26 protein-coding genes, 1 tRNA gene and 1 pseudogene are annotated in these 26270 nt (G+C 67.1%); 12 read left to right on the forward strand and 16 right to left on the reverse strand.

Annotated elements, in window-relative coordinates; translation table 11 throughout:
* A partial coding sequence (locus VB734_RS10665; RefSeq protein ID WP_323243330.1) for a polysaccharide pyruvyl transferase family protein occupies positions 1 to 673 on the forward strand: 673 nt, incomplete at its 5' end.
* A gap of 7 nt (positions 674 to 680) precedes the next feature.
* On the opposite strand, the gene VB734_RS10670 is transcribed toward VB734_RS10665, so the two are convergent.
* The 9 genes from VB734_RS10670 to VB734_RS10710 form a co-directional block, all read right to left on the reverse strand.
* Positions 681 to 1514, reverse strand: a complete 834-nt coding sequence (locus VB734_RS10670) for a mechanosensitive ion channel family protein (RefSeq protein WP_322781697.1) — start codon at positions 1512 to 1514, stop codon at positions 681 to 683.
* Between the two features lie 85 nt (positions 1515 to 1599).
* Positions 1600 to 2178, reverse strand: a complete 579-nt coding sequence (locus tag VB734_RS10675) for a peroxiredoxin (RefSeq protein WP_322781696.1) — start codon at positions 2176 to 2178, stop codon at positions 1600 to 1602.
* Between the two features lie 22 nt (positions 2179 to 2200).
* Positions 2201 to 2437, reverse strand: a complete 237-nt coding sequence (gene rpmB, locus VB734_RS10680; protein WP_006171515.1) for a 50S ribosomal protein L28 — start codon at positions 2435 to 2437, stop codon at positions 2201 to 2203.
* A gap of 118 nt (positions 2438 to 2555) precedes the next feature.
* A complete protein-coding gene (locus VB734_RS10685; RefSeq protein WP_322781695.1) occupies positions 2556 to 3461 on the reverse strand; it encodes a metallophosphoesterase in 906 nt (301 codons plus the stop codon).
* 124 nt (positions 3462 to 3585) lie between these two features.
* The gene (htpG, locus tag VB734_RS10690; RefSeq protein ID WP_322781694.1) at positions 3586 to 5481 is read right to left on the reverse strand and encodes a molecular chaperone HtpG; all 1896 of its coding nucleotides are present in this window, start codon (positions 5479 to 5481) and stop codon (positions 3586 to 3588) included.
* A gap of 133 nt (positions 5482 to 5614) precedes the next feature.
* Complete coding sequence (locus VB734_RS10695) at positions 5615 to 5839, reverse strand: indolepyruvate ferredoxin oxidoreductase subunit alpha (RefSeq protein ID WP_197163181.1); 225 nt, start codon at positions 5837 to 5839, stop codon at positions 5615 to 5617.
* Between the two features lie 83 nt (positions 5840 to 5922).
* On the reverse strand, positions 5923 to 7098 hold the full coding sequence (locus VB734_RS10700; protein ID WP_197163183.1) for an ATP phosphoribosyltransferase regulatory subunit: 1176 nt from the start codon (positions 7096 to 7098) through the stop codon (positions 5923 to 5925).
* Positions 7099 to 7152: 54 nt separating this feature from the next.
* Positions 7153 to 8037 (reverse strand): inositol monophosphatase family protein, encoded by an 885-nt coding sequence (locus tag VB734_RS10705; protein WP_197163185.1) that lies wholly within the window; start codon positions 8035 to 8037, stop codon positions 7153 to 7155.
* A complete protein-coding gene (locus VB734_RS10710; RefSeq protein ID WP_197163187.1) occupies positions 8037 to 8405 on the reverse strand; it encodes a 2Fe-2S iron-sulfur cluster-binding protein in 369 nt (122 codons plus the stop codon). The genes VB734_RS10705 and VB734_RS10710 overlap by 1 nt, the downstream gene beginning before the upstream one ends.
* 61 nt (positions 8406 to 8466) lie before the next feature.
* On the opposite strand from VB734_RS10710, the gene VB734_RS10715 reads away from it, so the two are divergent.
* Positions 8467 to 8553 (forward strand) — tRNA-Ser (locus VB734_RS10715).
* A 215-nt stretch (positions 8554 to 8768) separates the two neighbouring features.
* On the opposite strand, the gene pstB is transcribed toward VB734_RS10715, so the two are convergent.
* Genes pstB through pstC form a run of 3 tightly spaced genes read right to left on the reverse strand, consistent with a single transcriptional unit; the run spans position 8769 to position 11497 of the window.
* Positions 8769 to 9587 (reverse strand): phosphate ABC transporter ATP-binding protein PstB, encoded by an 819-nt coding sequence (gene pstB / locus VB734_RS10720; protein WP_197163189.1) that lies wholly within the window; start codon positions 9585 to 9587, stop codon positions 8769 to 8771.
* Positions 9588 to 9630: 43 nt separating this feature from the next.
* Positions 9631 to 10524, reverse strand: a complete 894-nt coding sequence (pstA, locus tag VB734_RS10725) for a phosphate ABC transporter permease PstA (RefSeq protein WP_197163191.1) — start codon at positions 10522 to 10524, stop codon at positions 9631 to 9633.
* A 10-nt stretch (positions 10525 to 10534) separates the two neighbouring features.
* Positions 10535 to 11497: a phosphate ABC transporter permease subunit PstC gene (gene pstC, locus VB734_RS10730; protein WP_197163193.1), complete on the reverse strand. Its 963-nt coding sequence runs from the start codon at positions 11495 to 11497 to the stop codon at positions 10535 to 10537.
* 185 nt (positions 11498 to 11682) lie between these two features.
* Between pstC and dnaK the strand changes: the two genes are divergently transcribed.
* The 4 genes from dnaK to murQ are packed head-to-tail and all read left to right on the forward strand — an operon-like array spanning position 11683 to position 16273.
* Positions 11683 to 13896, forward strand: a complete 2214-nt coding sequence (dnaK, locus tag VB734_RS10735; RefSeq protein WP_197163202.1) for a molecular chaperone DnaK — start codon at positions 11683 to 11685, stop codon at positions 13894 to 13896.
* Positions 13897 to 13901: 5 nt separating this feature from the next.
* Complete coding sequence (locus VB734_RS10740; RefSeq protein ID WP_197163212.1) at positions 13902 to 14843, forward strand: DnaJ domain-containing protein; 942 nt, start codon at positions 13902 to 13904, stop codon at positions 14841 to 14843.
* Positions 14844 to 14903: 60 nt separating this feature from the next.
* Positions 14904 to 15320 (forward strand): DUF3110 domain-containing protein, encoded by a 417-nt coding sequence (locus VB734_RS10745; protein ID WP_197163214.1) that lies wholly within the window; start codon positions 14904 to 14906, stop codon positions 15318 to 15320.
* Entirely contained in the window at positions 15317 to 16273 is a 957-nt protein-coding gene (gene murQ / locus VB734_RS10750; protein WP_197163216.1) for an N-acetylmuramic acid 6-phosphate etherase, read from the forward strand. The genes VB734_RS10745 and murQ overlap by 4 nt, the downstream gene beginning before the upstream one ends.
* On the opposite strand, the gene mtnP is transcribed toward murQ, so the two are convergent.
* Positions 16261 to 17208 carry an S-methyl-5'-thioadenosine phosphorylase gene (gene mtnP, locus VB734_RS10755; RefSeq protein ID WP_197163223.1) on the reverse strand — a complete coding sequence of 316 codons (948 nt, stop codon included), beginning with the start codon at positions 17206 to 17208 and terminating at the stop codon, positions 16261 to 16263. The two genes, murQ and mtnP, sit on opposite strands and share 13 nt — an antisense overlap.
* A gap of 89 nt (positions 17209 to 17297) precedes the next feature.
* On the opposite strand from mtnP, the gene VB734_RS10760 reads away from it, so the two are divergent.
* Entirely contained in the window at positions 17298 to 17738 is a 441-nt protein-coding gene (locus VB734_RS10760) for a peptidylprolyl isomerase (RefSeq protein WP_197163225.1), read from the forward strand.
* 40 nt (positions 17739 to 17778) lie between these two features.
* Here the strand turns inward: VB734_RS10760 and ribBA are convergent, their stop codons facing one another.
* Positions 17779 to 19371, reverse strand: a complete 1593-nt coding sequence (ribBA, locus tag VB734_RS10765; protein ID WP_231594995.1) for a bifunctional 3,4-dihydroxy-2-butanone-4-phosphate synthase/GTP cyclohydrolase II — start codon at positions 19369 to 19371, stop codon at positions 17779 to 17781.
* 223 nt (positions 19372 to 19594) lie between these two features.
* Here ribBA and argC point away from each other — a divergent pair, with 223 nt between their 5' ends.
* Entirely contained in the window at positions 19595 to 20671 is a 1077-nt protein-coding gene (gene argC / locus VB734_RS10770) for an N-acetyl-gamma-glutamyl-phosphate reductase (protein ID WP_197163227.1), read from the forward strand.
* On the opposite strand, the gene purN is transcribed toward argC, so the two are convergent.
* Positions 20610 to 21317 (reverse strand): phosphoribosylglycinamide formyltransferase, encoded by a 708-nt coding sequence (purN, locus tag VB734_RS10775; RefSeq protein WP_197163229.1) that lies wholly within the window; start codon positions 21315 to 21317, stop codon positions 20610 to 20612. The two genes, argC and purN, sit on opposite strands and share 62 nt — an antisense overlap.
* Before the next feature lie 7 nt (positions 21318 to 21324).
* On the opposite strand from purN, the gene VB734_RS10780 reads away from it, so the two are divergent.
* Genes VB734_RS10780 through VB734_RS10790 form a run of 3 tightly spaced genes read left to right on the forward strand, consistent with a single transcriptional unit; the run spans position 21325 to position 24312 of the window.
* Positions 21325 to 21669, forward strand: a complete 345-nt coding sequence (locus VB734_RS10780) for a DUF1257 domain-containing protein (RefSeq protein ID WP_231594651.1) — start codon at positions 21325 to 21327, stop codon at positions 21667 to 21669.
* A gap of 7 nt (positions 21670 to 21676) precedes the next feature.
* On the forward strand, positions 21677 to 23425 hold the full coding sequence (locus tag VB734_RS10785; RefSeq protein ID WP_197163231.1) for a M61 family metallopeptidase: 1749 nt from the start codon (positions 21677 to 21679) through the stop codon (positions 23423 to 23425).
* Positions 23419 to 24312, forward strand: a complete 894-nt coding sequence (locus tag VB734_RS10790; protein WP_197163233.1) for a peptidoglycan recognition family protein — start codon at positions 23419 to 23421, stop codon at positions 24310 to 24312. The genes VB734_RS10785 and VB734_RS10790 overlap by 7 nt, the downstream gene beginning before the upstream one ends.
* Before the next feature lie 16 nt (positions 24313 to 24328).
* Here the strand turns inward: VB734_RS10790 and VB734_RS10795 are convergent, their stop codons facing one another.
* The gene (locus VB734_RS10795; protein WP_322781693.1) at positions 24329 to 25171 is read right to left on the reverse strand and encodes a helicase DnaB; all 843 of its coding nucleotides are present in this window, start codon (positions 25169 to 25171) and stop codon (positions 24329 to 24331) included.
* Positions 25172 to 25389: 218 nt separating this feature from the next.
* On the opposite strand from VB734_RS10795, the pseudogene pgi reads away from it, so the two are divergent.
* Positions 25390 to 26270, forward strand: a pseudogene (gene pgi, locus VB734_RS10800) (glucose-6-phosphate isomerase); the annotation flags it as partial.

Here is a 26270-nt window from a genome sequence, read left to right on the forward strand (position 1 = left end):
GGTGCGGCGGCTGCTGACCCTGGTGCAGGACAGCAGCTGGCGTGATCCGGGCTCGGCAGCGCTGGCCGCTGCCTGGGGACGACCGGGCCAGCTCGGCAGTGACCCGGTCTGGTCGTTGGCCACACGGCTCTGGCATGGGCCAGGTGGTCCACTGGTGCTCTGCTGGCGTCCCACCCCACTGCTGGAGGGCGAGCGTTGGCTTCCCCTGCTGGAGGCCCTCGATGCCGTGGCGGCCGCTGCGGATCGGGAGGTGATCTGGCTGCCGTTTCACCGCGATCAGGACCGGGGATTGCTCCTGGAGCTGGATCGCCAGGGGCTGCTCCCCCGGCGGCTGGCCCTGCGCAGCCGCGAGCAGCTGGTGGCCACTCCCGAGGAGGCTATGGAGATCTTCAGCGGCGCCTGCCTGGTGCTCTCCATGCGGCTGCACGGACTGATCGTGGCGGCCCTGGCGGGTGCTCCGCTGGTGGCCCTCAGCTACGACCCGAAGGTGCAAGCTGCCGCCGGTGCGCTGGCCTGCCCCTGCCTTGATCTCGAGCAGGTTCAGGACGCCCGTGCTCTCGAGCAGGAGTGGTGTCAGCAGCTGGAGAAGCCCCCCCTGCCGCAGGTGGTGGAGGGGCTGCGAGAGGACAGCCGCGTGCATCGTGAGCTGCTGAGGCGCTGGCTCGGTCGCTGAGCGAGGCTCAGTTCACACCCGCCGTCGTCGCGGCAGCGGTTCCTGGGGCTGCCATGGCCACGGGAATGCGAGGCACGGGGAAGCCGTTAGCCCCGAGCACATCGACGATCATGCGGTTGGTGTCGAAATAGACCTGCCAGTAATGGGCGGTGTGGGTGTAGGGCCGCACCGCCAGCTTCGGACCCCGCTCGGTGAATTCCAGCACCTCCACATCGCCGGCCATGCCCTCGAACTGATTGGGAACCTTGGCCAGACCTGCCTTGAGCAGGGTGATCGCCTTGCCCACATCGGCGCTGTTGTCGAGCTGGGCCACCAGTTCGACCCGGCGGAACTCATGTACGGAATAGTTCTGGATGGTGTCGCCGAACAGCTTGCCGTTGGGCACGATGTTGCGCACGTTGTCGGGGGCCAGCAGGGAGGTCACGAACATGCCGATCTCCTCCACGGTTCCGGTGACACCTGCGGCCGTGATGAAATCACCCACGCTGAACGGCCGGAACACCTGAAGGAACACCCCGGCGGCGAAGTTGCCGAGCATGCCGCTCCAGGCTGCCCCGATCGCCACGCCGGCGCCGGCCAGAAGGGCGGCGAAACTCGCCGTCTCGATGCCGAAGAAACCGAGAATGGCCACCACCAGGATCACCCTCAGCACAGCGGCGAGGATGTTCAGCAGGTAGGAGATCACCGTGGCATCAAGGGTGCTGCGGCGCAGGCCACCCCGGATCAGCTTCAGGGCGAACTGGATCAACCAGCCACCGACGATCCAGAGGGCGACGGCCCCCACCAACTTGAACAGGAAGGGAACGATCGTGGAGGCGATCAGATCAGCGATGACCGGCACGGAACTCAGAAATAGGCCTGCTCACCATCGGCGCTGATCGGACCCACGTCAACAACGCTGTCGGCAAGCACAAACCTGCCGCTGCTCAGGCCTGCAGGCGGTTGAGTTCCTCGAGCACCTCGTGGCTGTGGCCCAGAGGTCGCACCGCCACCCAGCGGGCCCGCAACACCCCGTCAGGGTCGATCAGAAAGGTGTGCCGCTGGGAGAAGGGAGCCAGCCAGGATCCATAGCGCTGACTCACGGTCCCGCCGGGATCGGAGAGCAGGGGAAAGACCAGTCCTTCGCTGTCGCAGAAGGAGGCGTGCTCGGCGACATCATCAGCACTGATACCCACCACCTCGGCACCGAGTTGATGGAACTGCTGGAGGTCCCGCTGAAATCCCCTGGCCTCCAGGGTGCAGCCGCTGGTGAAGTCCTTGGGATAGAAATAAAGCGCCAGCCAACGGCCCTCGAAGTCGTGAAGCCCCAGGGTGCCGGAGTCATCAAGGCCGGGGCCGAATCCAGGCAACAGAAAATCTGGCGCGGGCTGGTCGAGCGCGGGCAGGGTTCCTCCCAGGGCATCAGCCTTTCCGGGCCGGCCCAGGAGCGGAGCCGTCACTGCGGGAATCACCAGAGCGGCGGCGGCGTGAACGAGCGCTCCCTCGAGGAGTTGGCGGCGATTCACAACGACGGAGCTCTGAGGGATTTCAGAGTTTGGCCAGGTTGACGCCCAGTTCGCGAGCGTAGGCATCGAGGCCCTTTTTCTGGATGGTGCGCAGGGTGCGGGTGGCGACCCGCAGCTTCACCCAGCGGTTGCCTTCAGCCCACCAGAGGCGGCGTTCCTGGAGGTTCACCTGCTGGAGTTTCTTGGTGCGCACGTGGGAATGGCTGACAGCCATGCCGTTGTTGGCGCGCTTGCCGGTGAGCTGACAAACCCGGGACATGGAAGCAACCGATACGCAGGGAACGGGCAGCCACCAGAGGTCTGGACGGCGCCAAGGGGACACCTTAACAAAGGGCTGGCCGTCTCCCAGCTGATTCAGGCTGGGGGATCGGCAGCGGTCAGGGCTTGATCAGCTGGCCGGCGGGGTTGATCGCCGCCCGATCGATGGCCTTCCCGTTGGAATCCCAGGCTTGAATCAACAGCCGGTCCCTGCTGGCTGTGAGCTCGGCGAAGCTGTGGACGCTGACGGCGCGGGCGCTGCTGGGACCAGGGGTCACAGCGCGCAGGTAGGCTCCGCCACCGCCCACCACCAGGTAGGTGGTGCCGTTGATCGGCTTGCTGCGCTCGTAGTTGTGCTCATGGCCGTTGATGTAGAGCTGCACCCCGAACTGTCGAAACACGGGGGCCAGTCGATTCCTGGCCGCGTCGTCGTCGCCGTAGTGCCCGGAGGAATGGATCGGATGATGAGCCACCACCACCTTCCAGGGCGCCTTGCTGGCGGCGAGGGCCCGTTTCAGCCAGGGAAGCTGGCGTCCCCAGTCGGCGTTGACGTTGGAGTCGAGCATGAAGAACTCCACCGGCCCCCTGGCCAGGGTGTACCAGCGTCCCTTCATCCCGAAGGGGCGATAGGCGATCTGGGGATCGCCATTGGCCGTGCGGATGTCGTGGTTGCCCAGCACGGCATGGAAGGGCACTCCCGCTTCCAGCAGGGCTTTGTAGGGGATGGTGAACTTGTCGTTCACCTGGCTGATGTCGCCCTTGGGATAGATGTTGTCACCGCCGAGCACCACCAGATCCACCGGCCGGGCGCGATGGACGGCTGCCATGGCCCGGCCCACCGCCCGCTGGGCCTCGTTGCCGCCGCCGGTGTCGGCCACGGCCAGCCAGTGCAGGCGACCGACTTCAGCCCCGGCCGGCCCTGCGGCCTCGGAGAAGGTCTGCTGCTCCAGCAGCACGGCTCCCGCCAGAGCGGCGCCGAACAGAACCCCCATCATCCGGCGTCGGCTGACACGCCTGGAATCCATGGGCCGGAATGCGATGACGGAGGCTCACGCTACCGGCCAGACCAGACCCGTGGCCTCTCAGCCCGGGGTCGGCTGGATGGACCTCACCCTCCAGTGGTCGGAGCTCTGAGGAGGCCCCAATGGCTCAGAGGCCCCTCTCCATCAGGCGTCCCATCAGATCAGCGCTGCGCTGCTGGAAGCCGGCCAGCTGGTTGGGCTCCAGGCCTCCCACCGCCAGGCGTGCCAGTTCATAGATGTGGCAACTGAGGTCGTGGGCCAGCTGCTGGCTGGGGGAGCTGGTGCCCACACCCGTGAGCACAGCGCCACTGGAGAGTTTCTGCAGTCCCTCCACCAGGGGGTGACGGCGGTTGACCACCAGGACATGGTGGTCCGGCAGTCCAGGCAGGCGCTGCTCCATCAGGGCGCCGATGTCATTGAGGCGGCGCATCTGCTCCGGCAGCAGAATCAGGGCCGCCGGTGTGTTCTCCCCTTTGAGTGCCTGGACCTGCACGGTCACCTTGTCGTTGGCCAGGGCACCCCGGAACAGCTCCCGCAACTTCTCGGAACTGTCGGTGCCCTCCGCATCGGTCAGGCTGCTGTCCTGATCCTGGATGCTGGCGTCGAGTTCCGCGTCCACCCGCTGGAATTTCAGCTCGCCGTGGCGGTCCTCCAGCCAGGGGATGAACTGGGCATCGATCAGGGTGTCGGCCAGGAGCACCTCCTTCCCCTGCCCCCGCCAGAGGGCCAGCGGCCCGGCCTGGGCGGCTTCATCGGTGCAGTAGAGGACGCGCTGCTGCTCGTCGCTGCCCAGGAGACGGCTGCGGTAGCCGGAGAGGGTGGTGTAGGCCTTGTCACCAACGGCGATCGGGTCGGACTCCGCCGCCGCAGCGGTGGTGCCGAACAGGATGAGCTCGGAGACCTGATCGGCGAACTTCTCGTCTTCCATCGCGCCGATCTTGATGAAGGGGGCGATCCCCTCCCAGATCTCGGCATACCGGGCTGGCTCATCGCGGTGCAGCTCCTTGAGCCGGTCTCCCACCTTCTTGGCCACGAAGCCGCCGATCGAGCGCACCCGGCGATCGGTCTGCAGAGCGCTGCGGCTCACATTGAGCGGGATGTCGGGAGAATCGATCACGCCCCTCAGGGGCAGCAGGTAGCGGGGAACCACCTCCTTGATCGAGTCGCTCACGAAGACCTGGTTGCAGTAGAGGCGGATCTCGCCCTTCTCCCAGTCGGCCCGGCCGGTGATCCTGGGGAAGTAGAGGATCCCCTGGAGCGTGTAGGGGTAGTCGGTGTTGAGGTGCACCCAGAGCAACGGGTCACCCTGGAAGGGATAGAGATAGCGGTAGAGGGCGATGTAATCGTCGTCGCTGAGATCCCGCGGGCTCTTGCGCCAGGGCGCCTCCCGCTTGTTCACCGTTTCCCCCTCCAGCTGCACCTGCACCGGCAGGAAGTCGCAGTAGGTGGTGATCAGCGAGCGGATGCGGGCTGGTTCGATGTATTCCAGTTCCTCCTCCTGCATGTGCAGGATCACATCGGTGCCTGGCTCGGCGCGCTCTCCTGTTTCCAGACTGAAGTTGGGGGAGCCATCGCAGCTCCAGCGCACCGCCTCGGCTCCAGGAGTTGCGCTGAGGCTGATCAGCTCCACCCGGGCCGCCACCATGAAGCTGGAATAGAAGCCGAGGCCGAAATGACCGATGATGGCGTCATCTTCGCGTTTGTACTTCTCCAGAAACTCTTCGGCGCTGGAGAAGGCCACCTGGTTGATGTAGCGCTTCACCTCATCGGCGGTCATGCCGATGCCGTTGTCGCTGATGGTGAGCGTCTTGGCGTCCCGATCGATGCGGATCGAGATCCGTCCTTCGTCGCCTTCGCTGCAGTCGCCGCCCATGGCCGCCATGCGGCGCTTGCTGATGGCATCCACCCCGTTGCTGACCAGTTCCCTCAGGAACACCTCATGGCCGGAGTAGACGGCCTTTTTGATGATCGGGAAGATGTTTTCGGTGTGGATCTGAATCTGTCCCTGTTCCAGCACCGTCATGATTCCGTCAGCTTGTAAGGACTTGCGCTTGACCCTAGGCTCAGCCGTTAACCGGGCTCAAGCCGCGGCGGGGAGGGGTGACCGAACCTCACGGGCCCTGCTCTGACGTTTTGGTCTGCTGGCAAGCCGACCGCTACGCGCTGCGCTGCAGATCGGCTCGCTCCTCAGGCAGGATCGCGCCGCTCACCGGGCAGACCTGCAGGCAGATGCCGCAGTCGATGCAGGTGTCGAAATTGATCCAATAAAAGGATGTGCCCTTGGCGTTGGCTCCCTGGCCGGGGTGGATGCAGGCCACGGGGCAGGCATCGACGCAATCGGCCACTCCCTCACAGATGTCAGTGACGATGCTGTGGGCCATGGCTGCGGAGTCCTGCGATACCTGATCCTAGAAATCCACCCCCTCTGGCTGAGGCGCCTGATGGCGGTGGGCCGGGCCTGGGTTCAGGGGAGCCACTCCAGGGCTGAGCAGCCCCGGCGCTGGGCAGCCGCTTCAGCCTCAGTCCGGCTGGGACAGGGGTCGGGGAGCAGTTCGGCACTCTGGCCCTGGCCGTGCAGGCGGGAGAGGACCTCCAGGGCGGCGGCCAGGCTGGAGCACGGGCCGTGGGCCACCAGCACCGGCCGGCCGGCCGGGTCGCGGGCACCGGGTCTGAGCAGCAGGTCGCGGATGTTCTCGATCGAGAAACCGAATCCCACACCGGCAGCCTCAGCGATCTCGGCTCCGAAACGGCCCACCAGGGCGTCGTAACGGCCGCCGCTGGCGATCTCCACCGGCGCCTCGGCTCCCAGGCAGACCAGCTTGAGCACGATCCCGTCGTAGAGGTCGAAGTGAGGCTGGAAACTGGGATCCAGCTGCAGGCCGATGCCCAGGCGGTCAGCCGTGGGGGCCACGATCTCGAGGGATCCCGCCAGCTCATCGAGCAGAGAGCACTCCCCGAGATGACGGCGCAGCTGGCTGAGCACAGCCGCCGGTTCCCCGCGCAGACGCATCAGCTCCTGGAGCCGGTCGATCTGGACCTGGGGCAGGGGCAGGCGGGCGATCGCCAGGGGATCGAAACCGGAAAGAGCCTGGCGCGCGCTGGAGCGATGGGCGGAGGGCAGCTCATCGAGCAGGGCGGAGAGCACGCCGTGGTGGCCCACCAGCAGCCTGGGCTGATGGCTCGCCTGCAGACCCAGGGTCTCGCTGCAGGCCAGCAGCAGGGCCATGAGTTCGGCGTCCGCCGCTGCGGAGCTCACCCCCAGCAGCTCCACGCCGCTCTGGAGCCGCTCGCTCAGGCGCTGGCCTCCGCTGTCCCCGGTGAAGGTGCGGAAGGTGCTGCCCTCCGCCCACAGCCGCAGTGGACGGGGGCGATCCGCCAGGCGGGTGCAGGCGGCCCGGGCGATCGAGGCAGTCAGCTCGGGCCGCAGTCCCAGCGGTTCCTCTGCGGTGAGGCGCGCCACCTCCCGCTCGGCGATGCCGCCGCCGGCCTCAAGGGTGTCAAGCCGCTCCACCATCGGCGGCGCCACCTCCTGGTAGCCCCACAGCCGGTAGACCTCCGCCAGCCGCTGGCAGAGCTGGCGGTTGCGGTCCACCTGGCGGGGGTGCAGATCCCTGGCGCCGGCGGCGGGTTGCAGGGCCATGGGGGCGGAGGGGCTGGAGGACGGGAGACGCTGGATCCTATGGAGCGGTTGGAGCTAGAGGTCGAGCTCCGGAGCCCCGAACAGGTGGCCGGGCAGTGGGCGGCAGTGAGCGAGGCCCTCGATCAGGGCCGCCTGCAGACCTGGTGTGCAGGCGATCAGCCGTCCCTCGGCCAGGGTGGCCGGACTGCCGTCGTAGCGACTGACCACACCGCCTGCCTGCTCCACGAGCGCCACCCCCGCGGCCAGATCCCAGGGGGAGAGGCCCCGCTCCCAGTAGCCATCCAGCCGGCCTGCGGCCACGAAGGCCAGATCCACCGCCGCCGCCCCGCCGCGCCGCACGCCGCGGCTGCGATGGGTGAACCAGCAGAACTCGGTGTAGTTGGTGTCGGGCTGGGTCTGGCGGTCGTAGGCGAAGCCCGTGACCAGCAGCGAAGCGGCAAGGTCGTTGCAGCCACTCACCCGCAGCGGACGGTCGTTGCACCAGGCCCCCAGGCCAGGGGCCGCCCAGTAGAGCTCCTCGAGCGCCGGCACGCTGATGGCCCCCAGCAACGGTGCACCCTTCCAGGTGAGGCCGATCGAGGTGGCGAAGAAGGGATAGCTGTGGGCGTAGTTGGTGGTGCCATCGAGGGGATCCACGCACCATTCCAGCTGCGAGCCGGTGCTGCGGCGTCCGCTTTCCTCCGCCAGCACGCCCAGCTCCGGTGTGCGGGCTTCGAGCACGGTCAGCACCGCCTGTTCCGCCGCCAGATCGGCCTCGGTGACCAGATCTCCGGAGCGGCCCTTTTCGCGGATCGACTCGAGCTGGCCGAAGTGGTGCGTCAGCACCTTCGCGCCGGCGGCGGCGGCGTCCCGGGCCACGTCCACCAGCCGTTCAACCTCGGAGGGCGTCAGGGCTGAATCCAGCAGTGCCTGTCCGGAGAGGCTTGGCACGGGCTCCATCACTCGTCCTCCAGGGGCAGGCCTGGCGTCACCCGACCCCGGCCGAAATAGCGCCCGAACTGAAGCTCATAGACCTCGTCCTCGTCCTGGGTCTCCACCTCCAGGGGGCCAGTGGCCCGGGCCACGCAGAGCAGGCCGTACCCCCGCCGCCGCAGATCCTGGGAGAGGCCCAGGGCCTCCTGCTGATCGATCTCACCGGAGATGACGCGCACGGCACAGGTGGTGCAGCAGCCGTTGCGGCAGCTGAAGGGCAGTGGCTGCCCCTGGGCCTCGAAACTGCGCAGGATGTACTCCCCTTCGGGGACCTCCAATCGGATCAGCCGTTGTTCCTGCCGCCAGTGCACCGTGATCGGGAAGCGTCGTGTCATCGGATGGAATTGGAGCCTCTGGGCTGACTGCTACATTGCCATCTGCCCCATGACAGCCGCTGGAGAGGTGGCCGAGTGGTCGAAGGCGCAGCACTGGAAATGCTGTATAGGGGCAACTCTATCGAGGGTTCGAATCCCTCCCTCTCCGCTTCCAACCATCGAGCCGGCTCCTGCAGCCGGCTTTTTTATGCGCGGTAGGTTCTGATTCGCCTGTGATCGACAGCGATTGCTGAGTGGCGCCGTAGAGCTGGACCGGTGGCAGGACCAGACCACCGGCCTGCAGGTCGGAGTGCGACATCCTCCAGTCACGCTGAGGATTCCCTGGTTCCAGGCCGTTGGCCCGACTGAGTGCCCAGTGGGGCGTCAGCCGAAGCGACCGGTGACGTAATCCTGGGTGGCCTGCTGCACCGGGGCGTTGAAGATTCGCTCGGTATCGTTGAACTCCACCAGATAACCCACCTTGCCGCTGCCACCTTCCACGGCTTCGGCGTTGAAGAATGCTGTGTAGTCCGACACCCGCACGGCCTGCTGCATGTTGTGGGTGACGATCACGATGGTGAAGCTCTTCTTGAGCTCATGCATCATCTCCTCGATCTTGAGCGTGGAGATCGGGTCAAGTGCCGAGCAGGGTTCATCCATCAGGATCACTTCCGGCTCAACGGCAATGGCGCGGGCGATGCAGAGCCGCTGCTGCTGGCCGCCGGAGAGGGCATTGCCACTCTCCTTCAGCTTGTCTTTGGTTTCATCCCAGATGGCGGCCTTGCGCAGGGAGCGCTCCACCAGTTCATCCATGTCTCCCTTGTAGCCGTTGATCCTGGCCCCGAAGGCGATGTTCTCGTAGATGCTCTTGGGGAAGGGGTTGGGTTTCTGGAACACCATGCCGATGCGACGCCGCACTTCCACCGGATCCACCTCCCGGGCATACATGTCCTGACCGTCGAAGACCACGCGACCACGCAGGCTGCAGCCCTCGATCAGATCGTTCATGCGGTTGAGGGACCGCAGGACGGTTGATTTGCCGCAGCCGGAGGGGCCGATGAAGGCCGTCACCCGATTGCGGGGGATGTCCATGTAGACATCGCGCACGGCTTCGAAGCTGCCGTAGCTGATGGTGACGTTCTCCAGGCTGAGGCAGCTCGGCAAGGTGGAGCTGGTGCTGGGTGCATTCAGGGTGCTGGTCATGGCTGGGTGAGGAGCAGTGGTGGTGTAATCCGGACGATGGGAGCTAGCTGGAGGCGAACCGACGAATCCAGCGGGCAAGCAGATTGGCGCCAAGAATGAGGATCACGAGTACAAACGACGCGGCCCAGGCCAGAGAGTTCTGCGCTTCGTAGGGCATGATCGCGAAGTTGAAGATCAACACCGACATCGAGGCGATCGGGTTGAACAGACCCTCGGGCCAGAAGGGTGAGAACAGGGCGGTGAAGATCAGGGGCGCCGTTTCACCGGCAGCCCGGGCGATGGCCAGCACAACCCCTGTGGCGATCGGAGTGAACGCGCTGGGCAGAGTGATGCGTGTGATCGTCACGAACTTCGAGGCACCGACACCGATCGCTCCCCAGCTCAGTTCCTGGGGCACCAGCTTCAGGCCTTCATCGGTGGTTTTGATCACCGTCGGCAGCATCAGCACAGCCAGGGCGATGCCACCGGCAGCGGCGGAATACGACTGGCCGAAGAACAGCCGGGTAGCCACGATCGCGCTGTACACGAACACGCCGCAGATGATCGAGGGCACTCCGGCGAGGATGTCGTTGCCGACGCGGATGAACTGGGCGAACCAACCATTGCTGGCGTATTCCGCCAGGTAGACGCCTCCGCCCACACCCACGGGAATGGCAATCAGGGAAGCCACCAGGGTGACCACGAAGGTGCCGATGATGGCGTTGGCGATGCCGCCACCGTCCAGGCCCGGGGCCGGAGGAAGCTGGGTGAAGAGACTGACGCTGATCAGCTTGCCCCCCTGGATGAGCACGTAGACCAGCACCAGCACGAGAGGGAGAACCGCGATCAGGCTGAACAGCCCGGCGATGAAGGTGAAGAGCCTGTCGGTGCGGTTGCGCCTCAGCCCCGGATTGAAGTGAAGCGAGCGTGCTGCACGGGCTGGCGTGGCCAGAGTCATGGTGGGTTGCTCAGTTGTAACTCAGGCTGAACTTGCGAACGATCCATTGGGCAAGGATGTTCACGGCAAAGGTGAGCAGCATCAGAATGAGGGCTGCATAAAGAAGGGCCGAAACCTGTATGCCATCGGCCTCGCCGAACTGATTGGCCAGCATGGCGGAGATGGTGTTTCCGGGAGCCAGCAGCGACCAGCTGAAGTTCATCGAGTTGCCGATGATCATGGTCACGGCCATGGTTTCTCCCATGGCACGGCCCAGCGCCAGCATCACGCCGCCGATGATCGAGGAGATGGCTGCCGGCAGGATCACATTGAAGATGGCGATCCAGCGGGTGCTGCCCACCCCGTAGGCCCCCTGGCGCAGCTCCTGAGGCACCTGATTGAGGGCATCCCGGGAAATGGCGGTGATGATCGGCAGGATCATCACCACCAGAATCAGCACTGCTGGAGCCATACCGGGACCCTTGGGGGCCGTTGAGAACAGGGGAAACCAGCCGAGGCTCCTGTACAGGAAATTGAGGAATGGCCTGAGCAGGGGCTCCATCACGAAGATGGCCCAGAGACCCAGGACCACCGAGGGGATCGCCGCCAGCAGTTCCACCATCACGCCGATCAGCTCGCGCCAGGTGCGTGGAATCAGATTTTCGGTGATGAAGATGGCGGTTCCGACTCCCAGCGGCACGGCAATGACCAGCGCCAGCAGAGACGAAACAATGGTGCCGTAGATCGCCGTGAAGGCTCCGTACTGGCTGTTGACCGGATCCCAGCCCGAGGTGATCAGAAAGGACAGGCCGAAGGTGCCCATCGCCTCCCTGGCCCCGCTGAACACCGTCAGGAAGATGCCGAGCAGCACCACGGCCACGAGGGAGGCCAGCACAATCGTGAGCAGCTTGAATCCGCCATCGATCGTGCGTTCGGCCCAGGGGCGGTTGCGCAGGGTGAACTGATCCTGGCCCGATTCAGATCGGATCACCATGGAGCTACGGACGAGAAGACGAGTAGCCCGTGCAGGCTGCCCACTGTAAGAACCTAGATTGTGAACCAGGCTCGCGACCACTAAGAACGCCTTAACACCGTCACAGATCGAGCGGTCCAGGAGGCAGCCACGCCTGCGGCTTCTGGCCGGGAAGCCGGTAGTTTGGGGCTTCGCTTTGGGGATGCATGGGCCGGATCGTTGGCATTGACCTGGGCACCACCAATTCGGTGGTGGCGGTGCTGGAGGGCGGTCGGCCCCAGGTGATCGCCAATGCCGAAGGAGGCCGTACCACCCCGTCGGTGGTGGGCTTCAGCCGTGATCAGGAGTTGCTGGTGGGCCAGCTCGCCCGCCGCCAGCTGGTGCTCAATCCCCGCAACACCTTCGCCAATCTCAAGCGTTTCGTCGGCCGCAGCTGGGACGAACTGGACGACGCCAGCCTGGCCGTGCCCTACACGGTTCGGGCCAATGACCAGGGCAACGTCCGCATCGTCTGCCCTGCCACCGAACGGGAATATGCCCCCGAGGAGCTGCTCGCCAGCATTCTGCGCAAACTCGTCGACGACGCCGCCACCTATCTGGGCGAGGCTGTGGAAGCGGCGGTGATCACCGTGCCCGCTTATTTCAATGATGCTCAGCGTCAGGCCACCCGTGACGCCGGCCGCCTGGCGGGGCTCACGGTGGAGCGGATCCTGAATGAACCCACGGCCGCCGCCCTGGCCTACGGCTTTGATCGCAGTGCGGTCAAGCGGGTGCTGGTGTTCGACCTGGGCGGCGGCACCTTCGATGTGTCGGTGCTGCGGATCGCCAATGGCGTCTTCGACGTGAAGGCCACCAGCGGCGACACCCAGCTGGGGGGCAATGACTGGGACCTGCGGATCGTCGACTGGCTGGCGGAAGCCTTCGAGGCCCGCCATCAGATCGATCTGCGCCGGGATCGTCAGGCTCTGCAACGGCTGAGCGAGGCGGCTGAAAAGGCCAAGCAGGAGCTCTCCGGCGTGACCACCACCCCGATTTCGCTGCCGTTCATCGCCACGGGCCCCGAGGGCCCCCTGCACATCGAGACCAGCCTGGAGCGGCGCACCTTCGAGTCCCTCTGCCCCGATCTGCTCGATCGCCTGATGCGTCCCGTGCAGCGGGCCCTGCGCGATTCCGGTCTCACGGCCGAGGACATCGATGACGTGGTGCTGGTTGGCGGCAGCACCCGCATGCCGATGGTGCAGGAGATGGTGCGCACCCTGATTCCACGGGAACCCTGCCAGTCGGTCAATCCCGATGAGGTGGTGGCCATCGGTGCGGCGGTGCAGGCCGGAATCCTCACCGGCGATCTGCGTGATCTGATGCTCAACGACGTCACGCCCCTCTCCCTGGGTCTGGAGACGATCGGTGGGGTGATGAAGGTGCTGATCCCCCGCAACACGCCCATCCCCGTCCGCCGCTCGGATGTGTTCAGTACCTCCGAGGCGAATCAGTCGGCGGTGGAGATCCACGTGCTTCAGGGTGAGCGCCAGATGGCCGCTGACAACAAGTCACTGGGTCGTTTCCGCCTCTCCGGAATTCCACCCGCGCCGCGCGGGGTTCCCCAGGTACAGGTCTCGCTCGACATCGACGCCAACGGCCTGCTGCAGGTGTCCGCCACCGACCGCACCACCGGTCGTCAGCAGAGCGTCAGCATTCAGGGTGGATCCAACCTGAGTGAACAGGAGATTCAGGCGTTGCTGGAGGAGGCCCAGCGCAAGTCCGCCGAAGACCGGCGCAAGCGGGTGGCTGTGGACCGGCTCAACCGGGCCCAGACCCTGGTGGCCCAGGCGGAGCGCCGTCTGAGGGATGCCGCCCTCGAGCTCGGTCCTTACGGTGCGGAGAGGCAGCAGCGCTCCGTGGAGATGGCCCTGCGCGAGGTCCAGGTCCTGCTCGACGATTCCGACCCGGCTGAGCTCGATCTGTCAGTCAGTCAGTTGCAGGAGGCCCTCTACGGTCTCAATCGCCGTCTGATCAGCGAACGCAAGACCGAATCCGGCCCGCTGCAGGGGCTCAAGAACACCCTCGGCTCGATCAAGGACGACCTCTTCTCCGACGAGGACGACTGGGATGAGTGGGACCGTTCTCGCCCCGGCCCCTCGGAGCGCTGGGGAGGGGATCCCTGGGCGCCCCCCTCCCGGTATGGCGGCTATCAGGAGGAGGGTTACTCCTCCTATGAAACCCCACGGCTCGAGCGCTCCAGGCTCGAACCTCCTCTCCGGGAGCCTCCTTTCCGGGAGCCTCCTTTCCGGGAGCCCTCAGGACCTGATCGCTACGAACCGGCGGCCGGTCGGGCCCCCTCACCCTCCCGTCGCCGTGGAGGTGACTGGCCCTCCGAGGGGCGCGCTCGCCCCAGGGCCGACGATCCCTGGGCAGAGGACTGAAGACCGTGAACCGGAGTCCCACCCCCGCGGTCGGCGAGGACCACTGGGCGGTTCTCGGGCTGAGCCCGGGGGCCGACGCCGCGGCACTCAAGCGCGGCTTTCGCGCCCAGGCGCGCCGGTGGCACCCGGACCTCAACGGCAATGATCCGGTGGCCGAGGAGCGCTTCAAGCGGGTCAACGAGGCCTATGCCGTGCTCTCGGATCCACGCCGTCGCCAGGCCTGGGAAACCGGGCGGGATCCCGGATCGCTGAGGCCCGAGCGCGACGATCCCTTCGCCAGGGGTTTCCCCGAATTCGACGACTATCTCGACGCCCTGTTCGGTCGACAGTCCCGTTCGGATGAACCCGGGGAGACTGAGCCCGATCTCGAGCAGGAGCGGCCCCAACCCTCCGGACCTCGGGAGGATCCAGGGGTGGAGGTGACCCACGCCCCGCCTCCACCACCGCCGGTGCAGGCCGCCAGCGACCTGGAGACGGTGGTGGATCTGAGCCCCGAGCAGGCCCTCGCCGGCACCCGCCTGGAGCTTGAGCTTCCCGGTGGCCTGGCGGTGGAGCTCTGGACACCGCCCCTGGCCGGAGATGGCTGGCGCCTGCGCCTGGCAGGGGTCGCCCCGGGCGGAGCCGACCATTTCCTGCAGCTGCGGGTACGCCGTCCCGATGGTCTGCGCATCGACGGACTGCGGGTGCTCTACGACCTGGAGCTGTCCCCAGCCGAAGCGGCCCTGGGCTGCAAGGTGGTGGTGCCCACCCTCGAGGGGCGGGTGCAGCTCACGGTGCCGCCCTGCTCCTCCAGTGGCCGGCTGCTGCGGCTGCGGCGTCTCGGCCTCAGCCAGGGGGAGCAGCGGGGCGATCAGCTGGTGGAACTGCGCATCGTGCTGCCCGAGCAGCTCAGCGATGCCGAAGTGGCGCTCTACAGACGCCTGGAGGAATTGTCCCGCGATCGCTGAGAGGCTCCCGGTCCGGGCGACAATCAATGGGACACTGAGCGGCTGGGATTGGTTCGGTTCATGCCCGTCCATGTGCTGCTGTTCGAAGCCGGCACCGACAACGAAGGCATTCACTCCCTGGAGCTGAATGGCCGCACCGTCGTGCTGCTGTTCGAGGAACGGGACGATGCCGAGCGCTACGCGGGTCTGCTCGAGGCCCAGGATTTCCCCGTCCCCAGCGTCGAGGCGATCGAGCGGGAGGAGATGGAGCTGTTCTGCGGCCAGGCGGGTTACGAGGCCCGCTTCGTGCCGTCCGGCTTCCTGCCCAGCTCCCCCGAGGAGCGGCTGCTGATTGCCCCGCCGGAGCGGAACATGGATCTGACCCACTGGAAGGATGAGCTCGCCCGCTCCGCGGCTCCCCTCGACAGTGGCGATGAGAGCAGTCCCGAACGTGCCGAACTCGAAGCCTTCCGACGCCGTCTGGAGGGCCTGCTGTGAGGCCCTCGGAACCGGGCGCTGCCCCGGCTGGATCCGCCGCCCCCGACCGGGGTCATCTGCTCACCGAGCAGGCCAACCCCGCCAGCGCCAGCCTCGATCAGCTCAGCTCCAGCGAACTGGTGGATCTGTTCTGCCGGGAAGATGAGAAGGCTCTGCTGGCGACGGAGGCGGCGGCCCCAGCCCTGGCTGAGGCCGTCGAGGCCATCAGCGATTGCCTGCGCTCCGGTGGCCGCTTGTTCTACCTCGGTGCCGGTACGTCCGGACGCCTTGGCGTCCTCGATGCCGCTGAGTGTCCCCCCACCTTCTGCACCCCCCCCGAGCTGGTTCAGGGGGTGCTGGCCGGAGGCGCGCCCGCACTGCTGCGCAGTTCCGAAGGACTCGAGGATCTGCGCGAAGCCGGCCGCCATGATCTGATCGAGCGGGGTTTCTCATCCGCCGACGCCTTGGTGGGCATCGCCGCCGGTGGCACCACCCCCTACGTGCTCGGCGGCCTCGAGCATGCCCGTTCCCTGGGTGCCCTGGCGATCGCCATGGCCTGCGTCCCGACCGAGCAGGCACCGATGCCCTGCGCCATCGACATCCGGCTGGTCACCGGGGCGGAGCTGCTCACCGGCTCCACGCGCCTCAAGGCGGGCACGGCCACCAAGATGGCCCTGAACATCATCTCCACCGGCGTGATGGTGCGGCTGGGCAAGGTGTACGGCAACCGCATGGTGGATGTGGCTGTCACCAACAGCAAGCTGGAAGACCGCGCCCTGCGCATCCTCAGGGACCTGGCCGGCGTGGAGCGGGAGCGGGGCTATGAGCTGCTCGCCGCCGCCGGCGGCTCGGTCAAGCGGGCCCTGCTGATGGCCGCCGCCGGGTTGAGTGCCGAGCAGGCCGATCAGGCCCTGAGCGCTCACGATGGCCAGGTGCGACAGGCCCTGGAGCAGCTCGGGGCTCAGCTGGCCTGAACGGCTGAGGCTGTCTCGAAGGGCCCCCAGTAGGGGGAGGTGAAGAGATCGAGCTTGCGGCGGGTGTCAGCCGGCACCTGCTCCTTCGGGGTCATCAGGGCATCCCGCAGGGCGCTGTGGGAGCTGCTGAGCGGCCTCTGCGCATCGATCCGCTCCGCCGCCACCATCACGATCTGCTGCGCCAGGGCCGCGTTGGCGTGCAGGTTCTCGATCACCAGATCCACGGTCACCGAGGCGTGATCCCCGTGCCAGCAGTCGTAGTCGGTGACCATGGCCAGGGTGGCGTAGGCCATCTCGGCCTCCCGGGCCAGACGGGCCTCGCTGTGGTTGGTCATGCCGATCACCGAGCAGCCCCAGCTGCGGTAGAGGTTCGATTCGGCGCGGGTCGAGAAGGCAGGACCCTCCATGCAGAGATAGGTGCCGTGGCGGTGCAGCTGGCGTCCCGCCGGCATCAGGCTTTCAGCCACGTCCGCCAGAAGTCGGCTGAGGCTCGGGCAGAACGGATCGGCGATGCCCACATGCGCGACGGCGCCGCCGCCGAAGAAGCTCACGGGTCTGGCGTGGGTGCGGTCGATGAACTGATCCGGCACCACCATGTCGAGGGGCCGCAGCGGATCCTGCAGCGATCCCACGGCCGAGCAGGAGAGGATCCAGCGCACGCCCAGCGAGCGCAGGGCCCAGAGGTTGGCCCGGTACGGCACTTCCGTGGGCAGGTGGTTGTGGTGGCGGCCATGGCGAGCGAGAAACACCACGTCCAGTCCGCCGATCCTTCCCAGGCGCAGGCTGTCTGACGGAGGCCCGTAGGGGGTGTCCACCGTGAGTTCACGGACGTCCTCGAGGCCTTCGATGGCATAGAGCCCGCTGCCACCGAGGACCCCCAGACGTGCACGGCTGAGGTCGAGGCCCTGGCTCGTGGCAGCGGCGTTGGGGCTCATGGGCTTGACCGACTGTGGGGAAAGCCCCGTTCAGGACCGGGGTCTGTTCTACCCGAGAATCGATACAGTCCGCTTTTGATCCGAACCCCATGACCAAAGCTTTGATGGAGACCGAGGCCGGCACGGTGGAACTCGAGTTGTTCGATACCGATGCCCCGGGCAGCGTCGCGAACTTCGTCAAGCTGGCTGAATCGGGCTTCTACGACGGCCTGGCCTTCCATCGCGTCATCGATGGCTTCATGGCCCAGGGCGGCTGCCCCAACACCCGCGCCGGCGCCAGTGGCATGCCCGGCACCGGTGGCCCCGGATACATGATTCCCTGTGAGATCAACAGCCGCAAGCACCAGGCCGGCACCCTCTCGATGGCCCATGCCGGCAAGAACACCGGCGGCAGCCAGTTCTTTCTCTGCCATGACGCCCAGCCTCACCTCGATGGGGTCCACACCGTGTTCGGTCAGGCCAGCAACGTGGATGTGGTCCTGGCGATCCGCAAGGGCACCCGCATCACGAAGGTGACGATCCTGCCCTGAGGGGGCCTGTCCCGGCCCAGGCTGCGCTGGGTCTGAATGTTCAGACCCAGCGCACGAAGGCCCCGGGAGTCGTCGCCAGCCGGGGGCTCGCCTGAGTGAGCTCCTGCAGCGGTCGGCACTCGGGCTCCAGGGTTGCGCTGGGGTGGGCGCTGCGCTGAGCGTCGGGACTCAGCAGCAGGCTCACGGCCCTGGTGCCGGACCAACCGGCCATCAGGGTCAGGGCTGAGAGCAGATCAGCCTCGGTCAGGCGCTGGTCTCCTCCGGGCGGCTGGGCGAGCAACAGCGCCAGCTGCGGTTGACCCAGCAGAGCCAGCAGGCGGGGATGTTCCTCCCGCAGCAGCTCCAGCCCCCGCTGGCTGGCCCACTGCCGCAGCTGGGGCCAGTGCTCGGCTTCCGCCAGCTCCGGCGCCACGGTCGTGGCGGTCCAGGAGATCACCGCCGTGGGCCCGCCCGCCCCCGTGTGCTCCCTGACCGGGCCGGAGTGCATCAGATGGCCGAGCTTGGTCTGTTTGGTGAGCAGGTAGGCGGCGTTGTGCTGGCCCGGATCCATCACCAGCGGCACCCGGTCTTCCACCCGCAGCCCGTAGCCGCCGAGGCCGGCGATCTTGCGCGGGTTGTTGGTGATCAGGCGCAGGTGATGAACCCCCAGATCACTGAGAATCTGCGCCCCGACGCCGTAGTTGCGCAGGTCGGCGGGAAAGCCGAGGCGCTCATTGGCTTCGACGGTGTCCAGGCCGCCATCCTGAAGGCTGTAGGCCCTGAGCTTGTTGATCAGGCCGATGCCACGACCCTCCTGGCGCAGATAGACCACCACGCCTTCGCCGGCGGCTTCGATCATGCGCAGGGCCGCCTCCAGCTGGGGCCGGCAATCACAGCGCAGGGAGCCGAAAGCATCGCCGGTGAGGCATTCCGAATGCACCCGCACCAGCACCGGTGCGCTGGCCAGCTCGGGGTGCCCCTTGACGATCGCCACATGCTCACTGTCGTCGAGCTCATTGCGGTACCCGATCGCCCGGAACTGCCCGAAGGCACTCGGCATCTCGGCTTCGGCCTGGCGGCGCACGAAGCGTTCCGTTTCGAGCCGGTAGCTGATCAGGTCGGCGATGTTGATCAGCCGCAGGCCATGGCGCCGGGCGTAGCTCACCAGCTGGGGCAGGCGGGCCATTGAACCATCGGGATTCTGGATCTCGCAGATCACTCCAGCCGGATACAGGCCGGAGAGTCGGGCGAGATCGACGGCCGCCTCGGTGTGCCCGGCCCGCTTGAGCACTCCTCCCTGGCGTGCCCGCAGGGGGAAGATGTGCCCCGGCCGACGCAGGTCCGACGGGCGGCTGGCCGGATGGATCGCCACCTGAATCGTGCGGGCCCGGTCGTCGGCGCTGATGCCCGTGCTCACGCCGTTTTCGGGCCCTGCATCGACGCTGACCGTGAAGGCGGTCTGGTTGCTGTCCGTGTTGCGGTCGACCATCAGGGGCAGCTCGAGCGCGTCGAGCCGCTCCCCTTCCATGGCCAGGCAGATCAGGCCACGGGCTTCGGTGGCCATGAAGTTGATCTGCTCGGGCGTGGCGAACTGGGCCGCGCAGATCAGATCCCCTTCGTTTTCGCGATTTTCGTCATCGACGACGACGATCATCTCGCCGTTACGGATGCCGGCGAGGGCATCGGCGATCGAATCGAAAAGGATCGGGTCATGGCCCGGATCAGCCAGAGGGGGGGCGTCAGAGGCCAAGGCCGGGGGAGCGGAATGCTCGGAGCGAACAGTCAGAACAGCTGGACCAGATATCAGGCATTCTCTATCAGTTGCGGTCTCAACGTGAGCGGGGGCCCGGTACGATCAGCGCCCCAGATCCTCCGGCATGGTCAGCCCCACAGCAGCCCGGCGCGTCGCGGTGATCGGCGCCAGCGGCTATGGCGGCCTTCAGACTCTGCGCCTGCTCCAGGACCACCCCGAATTCGTGGTCAGTTATCTGGGGGGCGAGCGCAGTGCCGGTCAGGCCTGGAGCGAACTGGTCCCCTTCCTGCCCCTCGAGGGCAATCCGGTGGTGCGGGTCCCCGATCCCGATGCGATCGCCGCCGAGGCCGATTTCGCCGTGCTCAGCCTGCCCAGTGGGCTGGCCTCCCAGCTGGTGCCAGCCCTGCTGGAGCGGGAGGTGAAAGTGGTGGATCTCTCCGCCGACTACCGCTACCGCTCCCTGGCTCAGTGGAAGGAGGTGTACTCCGGCGAGGCCGAACGGTTCGAGCGTCAGGATGACGCTCTCTGCGCCGAGGCGGTCTACGGCCTGGTGGAGTGGGACGAGACGCGCATCAGTGCGGCCCGCCTGGTGGCGGCCCCTGGCTGCTTCCCCACGGCCAGTCTGCTGCCGCTGCTGCCCTTTCTCAAGCAGGGACTGATCGATCGCAGCGGCATCATCATCGATGCCAAGACCGGCACCTCCGGCGGTGGCCGCGCCGCCAAGGAGACTCTGCTCCTGGCGGAAGCGGCCGAGGCCGTGGCTCCCTATGGAGTGGTGGGGCACCGCCACACCAGCGAGATCGAGCAGACCGCCAGCCAGGTGGCCGGCCAGCCGATCCAGCTGCAGTTCACACCGCATCTGATGCCGATGGTGCGGGGTCTGCTGGCCACGGTCTATGGGCGGCTGCGGGATCCGGGACTGACCGCCGAGGACTGCACCACCGTGCTGCAGGCCGCCTATCGCCACAGTCCCTGTGTGGAGGTGCTCCCTGTGGGCACCTACCCCTCCACCAAATGGACCCGCCAGACCAACCGGGCCCTGCTCTCGGTGCAGGTCGACAGTCGCACCGGCCAGCTGATCCTGATGAGCGCCGTCGACAATCTGATCAAGGGCCAGGCGGGGCAGGGGGTTCAGTGCCTCAACCTGATGGCCGGCCTGCCGGCGCCGATGGGTCTGCCGCTGCTGCCGTTCTATCCCTGAGCCTGGCGGCGGCGAGGGCCACCGCCAGGGGCAGCAGGCGGTGCTCCTGCTGGTGAATCCTGGCCGCCAGGCTGTCGCGATCGTCGCCGGGGAACACCGGAACGGCAGCCTGGGCCAGGATCGGACCTCCGTCGAGGTCCTCGGTCACCAGGTGGGCGGTGCAGCCGCTGAGGGTGACTCCGGCCGCAAGGGCCTGCCCCACGGCATCGAGCCCGCGGAAGCTGGGCAGCAACGATGGGTGGATGTTGATCAGGCGCGAGGGGAAGGCGCCGATCAGACGCGGGGTGACGATCCGCATCCAGCCGGCCATCACCACCAGATCCACGCCGGTGGTCGCAAAGGTTTCGATCAGGGCGCCATCCAGCTCCTCACGGCTTCGGTGCCGGCGGTGATCCACCAGGGCGCAGGGAATCCCCAGCCGATGGGCCCGTTCCTGGGCGCCGCAGCCGGGATTGTTCACCACCAGCTGGAGCACACGCCCCCTCAGGGGGCCTTCGCGGCAGGCCGTCACCAGCGCTTCGAAATTGGACCCCTCTCCGGAGGCCATCACCCCAAGCCGCAGATCGCCGGCCTGTGGGGGCCAGGGCTGTGCCAACGGCCACTGGACACAACCGGGCGGATCGCTAGGGTCTGGCGAAGCGGGCATTGGCGTCTTGTCCCATCTCTCCATCCTGCCAACGGTGATCCGCGATCTGGACCTGCTGGCAGCATCCCTGGCCGACCTCGGCTGTGACCCGATCCGAGCCGGCGTGCTTGAAGGCTTTGCCGGGGAGCGCACAGCGGTGGATCTGAGGGTCCGTCTGGCCGGGGAGCAGTGGATCGGTTGGCACCGGCAGCCCGACGGCAGCCTGGCTCTGCTGGGTGATCTGCAGCGTCTGAGCCGCTCCCGTTCTCTGCAGACTTTCCTCGGCCGCCTCACCCGGCGCTATGCCGCCAGGCTCGCCCTGAAGGACGCTGCCCTCGTACTGCCGATGGCCTCGATCGAACTGGTGTCCTGAAGCCTGGGTGGTTGACCTTTTCCTGGACCTGAGCGAGCCTCATCGCCACCTGGTCCATGTCAGCCTCCGCTGCACGCCGGCCACTCCGGTGCTGCGGTTGCGTCTGCCGTCCTGGACACCGGGGTCCTACCTGATTCGCGACTACGTCCGTCACCTGGAAGCCCTGGAGATTCTCCAGGGAACGGAACGCCTGCAGCCGAGCCGAACGGATCCCGCCGGCTGGAGACTGGATCTGTGCTCTCAGGAGCCGCTGGAGATCCACTACGACGTGCTGGCCGCCGACCTGACCGTGCGCACCTGCCACCTCGACGGCGATCATGGGTTTCTGGCCCTTGCGGCCCTGGCACTGCAGGTCGAAGGGGAACGCTGGAGGCCCCACCGCCTGAGTCTGCGCCTGCCGGCGGGCTGGCGGGCTTTCGTTCCCTTGCCGCTTCAGGCCGACGGCACCTGGCTGGCGGCCGACTTCGATCAGCTGGTGGATACCCCGGTGGAAGCGGGTCCCCACCGCGAGCACCACTTCAGCGTGGCGGATGTGCCCCATCGCTGGGTCTGCTGGGACGCCACCATGCCCGCCAGGGCCGCTGAGTCGGATGCGGCTGTTCCGGACAGCCTGCTCAGAGACCACCCCACGCTGCTGAAGGACGTGGCGGCGGTGTGTGAGGCCTGCTGCCGGTTGATGGGCGAGTCCGCCCCGGCCGCTCCCGAGTACCTGTTCGTGCTGCATCTGCTCGATCAGGGCTACGGCGGTCTCGAGCACGACAGCTCCACGGTGCTGCAGTTCGGTCGCGAGGCGCTGCGCAAGCCCGAGGGGTATCGCCAGCTGCTCCAGCTGGTGGCCCACGAGTATCTCCACCAGTGGAATGTGCGCCGGCTCAGGCCCGCGGCACTCTGTCCGATCGACTACGACCGGCCCGTGATCGTGCCCGGACTGTGGTTCGCCGAAGGCGTCACCAGTTATTTCGACCAGCTCCTGCCTCACCTGGCTGGTTTATCGGGCGAAGATGACGTGATGCATGATTTCGGCACTGATCTCAGCCGTTATCTCCTCACCCCGGGGCGCCTGGGTGGCCAGAGCCTGCGTCAGAGCGCCGAGGAAGCCTGGGTGAAGCTCTACCGGCGCGAGGCCAACAGCGACGACAACCAGATCAGCTACTACCTCAAGGGCTCCATCCTCTCCCTGGTGCTCGATCTGGAGTTGCGTCGCTCGGGATCGTGCCTGGCCCAGGTGCTGCGGGATCTCTGGGACCGTCTGGGACGCTGGGGCCGGGGCTACCGGGAGCACGACCTGCTTGAGGCCTTCAGCGCCCGCTCGCCAGGCCTGGGTGATCGTCTGCCGGCCTGGTTGGATGGGTTTGAGGATCCCGATCTGCCCGCCTACCTCCAGGATGTGGGGCTGAAGCTGGAGCCCCGGCGGGCCCCGGCAGCCGATCCCGGCCTGAAGGCAGCGCTCCAGGGGGGAGTCCTGGAGGTGGTTCGGGTGGTGCGCGCCGGGCCCGCCCAGGAGGCCGGCGTCATGGTGGGCGATGAGCTGATTGCCCTGGATGGTCTGCGCCTGCGCAAGCCCGAAGACCTGGCGGCAGTCCTGCAGGCCCAGCAGCGCCAGACGATCACCATCAGCCGGCGGGGGCTTCTGCGCACTCTGCCGATCACTGCCGCGGAGCCGCAGATCGAGAGCTGGCGGCTGCTGGTGGATCCTGCCGCCGGACCGGAGGCCGGGGAGCGCCGCCGCCAGTGGCTGGCCGTGGTGCCATGTTGAACACCCTGATGGAGCGCCTGCGCGGCAAGCCCCTGGCCCTGGGTCTTCTGGGTGGTGCGGCGATTCTTGGGCTGGGCTGCCTGGGCTGGCTGGCCCGTGATCTGACCGCCAGCTCAGAGGCCGCCAGCCGTCCGTCGCTGCTGCAACTGCTCGAGCAGGTCACCCAGCCCCAACCCTCTCCGGAACCTCCAGCCCGGCGCCCGTCACCCCTGCCGCCACCACGGCCGGCCTGGGTCAGCCCCCTGGCCCGTCAGTGTGTCGATCTCGATCCGCGGCTGCGCCTGCGGCTGGAGCGGGAGCTCGAGGCGTTGCCCGTGCGCCGACGGCGGCTGCAGATCGATCCCAGCAACTACGGGGTCCGCTTCGAGAGGGATGCCTTCGGCCATCCGGTCGATCCCACCCCCCAGGTGGTGGTCCTGCATGAAACCGTGTATGGCATCGGCTCAGCCCTGCGCACCTTCCAGACCCCCCATCCCAGGGATGAAGACCAGGTGAGCTACCACACGCTGATCAGCCTCGATGGCCAGGTGATCGATGTGCTCGATCCCGGCCAGCGGGCCTTCGGGGCCGGTAATTCCGCCTTCAACGGCCGCTGGGTGGTCACCAACCCACGGGTGGGGGGCTCCATCAACAACTTCGCCCTGCACATCAGCCTGGAAACCCCCCTGGATGGGGAAGACAACGACAGCGGCCACAGCGGCTACAGCAGCAGGCAGTACGACGCCCTGGCCCTCGTGCTCACCGACTGGATGCGCCGCTTCCCGATTCCCGCCGCTCACATCACCACCCACCGGCAGGTGGATCTGGGTGGAGAGCGCGCCGATCCGCGCAGCTTCGAGTGGGGAGCGCTTCAGAGACGGCTGGCGGCCCTCGGTCAGCTCTGCTGAGGCTGAAGCTCGGGTCTCAGATCAGGGGGGAGAGCTGGGGCTTGCGCTCCGAATAGATCAGGGCATGCAGCTCTGGGTCCTGCATGTAGCTCAGGATGCGCGCGGGATAGTCCAGCTTGCCGTTATGGAGGTAGGCGAGGGTGGCGAGCGCCTTGGCATCGCGAGGGCTGCGGCTGGCCTGGAGCTGGCGGTCGGTGGGCAGCCCCAGTTCGCGGCTCAGACGGGCGAACTTACCGACCAGGAGGGCCACGTTGCGGCTTGGATCGAGCAGCTCGAGGCGGGCGGTCTGGATCTGTTCGGCCGTGGGTTCGGCGGGGAGCAGCCCCTGATGGATGAGTTCGCCGATGCCCAGCTGGGCGGGTCCATGGGTGCTGAACAGCCCCGATTGGGCCGCCAGAGGAAGGTCCTCGCCGGGCTTGGCGTGCTGGATCTCATCAAAGAGGACGGCCGCCACCAGCATCGGGTTGATGCGGTGCCGACGGCTTTCCTGAAGGATCGTGGGCCGCAGCTCCTCGAGCCGTTCCACGGTGCGGGCCCTCAGCGGGGTGAGTTGATCGAGGCCACGGGTGAACAGTTGAGCCAGAGGAGCCTGGGGTCCGTGCACCCCGAAGCGGCGTTGCAGCTCCTTCAGTTCGCCCGGGGTGAAATCGATGGGATCGGGACGCTGCCCCTCACTGGTGAAGGCTTCCGGGTCACTGCTGTCCGTGCTCAGGCTGGCCGTCAGGCCGGGCTCGGTGAGCAGTGCGGAGCTGGAGAGGTGGCGCTGGGGGGAGCCGGAGGCGAGGCTCAGGAGCGACAGGGCGGCAGCCAGGGACACAGCCCAGCGGTTCGGCCCACCCCGGGGGGAGAACGAAACCATCGGAGGGCGTGTCGTCAAGAAATTCCGCCAGTCCAAATATTTCTTGAAGATTAACGGCTCCGTCCGGCCATCCCTGCTCCCGGGGTCGTTTGTGTTTCCGTCCATACCAATCACCCGCTTCTGGCCGGCTTCGGTGTGGCCTGCCACCCCTGTGCTTCCTTGGGGGCCCTTCCACAGATAAGTTCAGCCTCGGCAGCCGATTCGTGAAACCCGCCCGCATGACGACGCTTCCGGATTACAGCTTCCATGAACCCCTGGTGCAGTGGCAGCGCTTCTGCGACCTGCTCTGGCATCACGACGACCTGGGCTTCTGGGTCGATGTCAGCCGGATGGCGCTCAACCTGGCCGATTTCGAAGCCCTTGAGCCTGCCTTCGATCGGGCCTTCGCGGCCATGCAGGCCCTGGAGGACGGCGCCATCGCCAACCCCGACGAGGGGCGTCAGGTCGGTCATTACTGGTTGCGTGCCCCCGAACTGGCACCGGATCCGGAGGCGGGAGCGCACATCCAGGCGGAGGTGGAGCGGATCGATGCCTTCGGCCGGCAGGTGATCGAGGGAGCCTGCCCGGCTCCGTCCGGCAAGCCCTTCACAGACGTCCTCTGGATCGGCATCGGCGGGTCCGGTCTGGGTCCATTGCTGATCCTGCGCGCTCTCAAGGAGGAGGGGGTGGGGCTGCCCTTCCACTTCTTCGACAACGTCGATCCCCAGGGAATGAGCCGCACCCTCTCGGCCCTGGGGGATCGGCTGAGCACCACCCTGGTGGTGGTGGTGAGCAAGTCGGGCGGCACTCCCGAGCCCCGTCTGGGCATGGAGCAGGCCAGGGCCCGCCTGGAGGCCCTCGGCGGATCCTGGGCCCGGCAGGCCGTTGCCGTCACCATGGTGGGCTCTCAGCTGGATCAGCGGGCCGAAGCCGAAGGCTGGCTCGCCCGCTTCGACATGTTCGATTGGGTGGGGGGACGCACCAGCATCACCAGCGCTGTGGGCCTGCTGCCGGCGGCCCTGATCGGCGCCGATCTCCACGGGTTCCTCGAGGGGGCGGCGCGCATGGATGCCGCCACCCGGGTGCCCAGCCTGCGCGCGAACCCCGCGGCCCTGATGGC

The sequence above is a fragment of the Synechococcus sp. BA-124 BA4 genome (assembly GCF_034931165.1).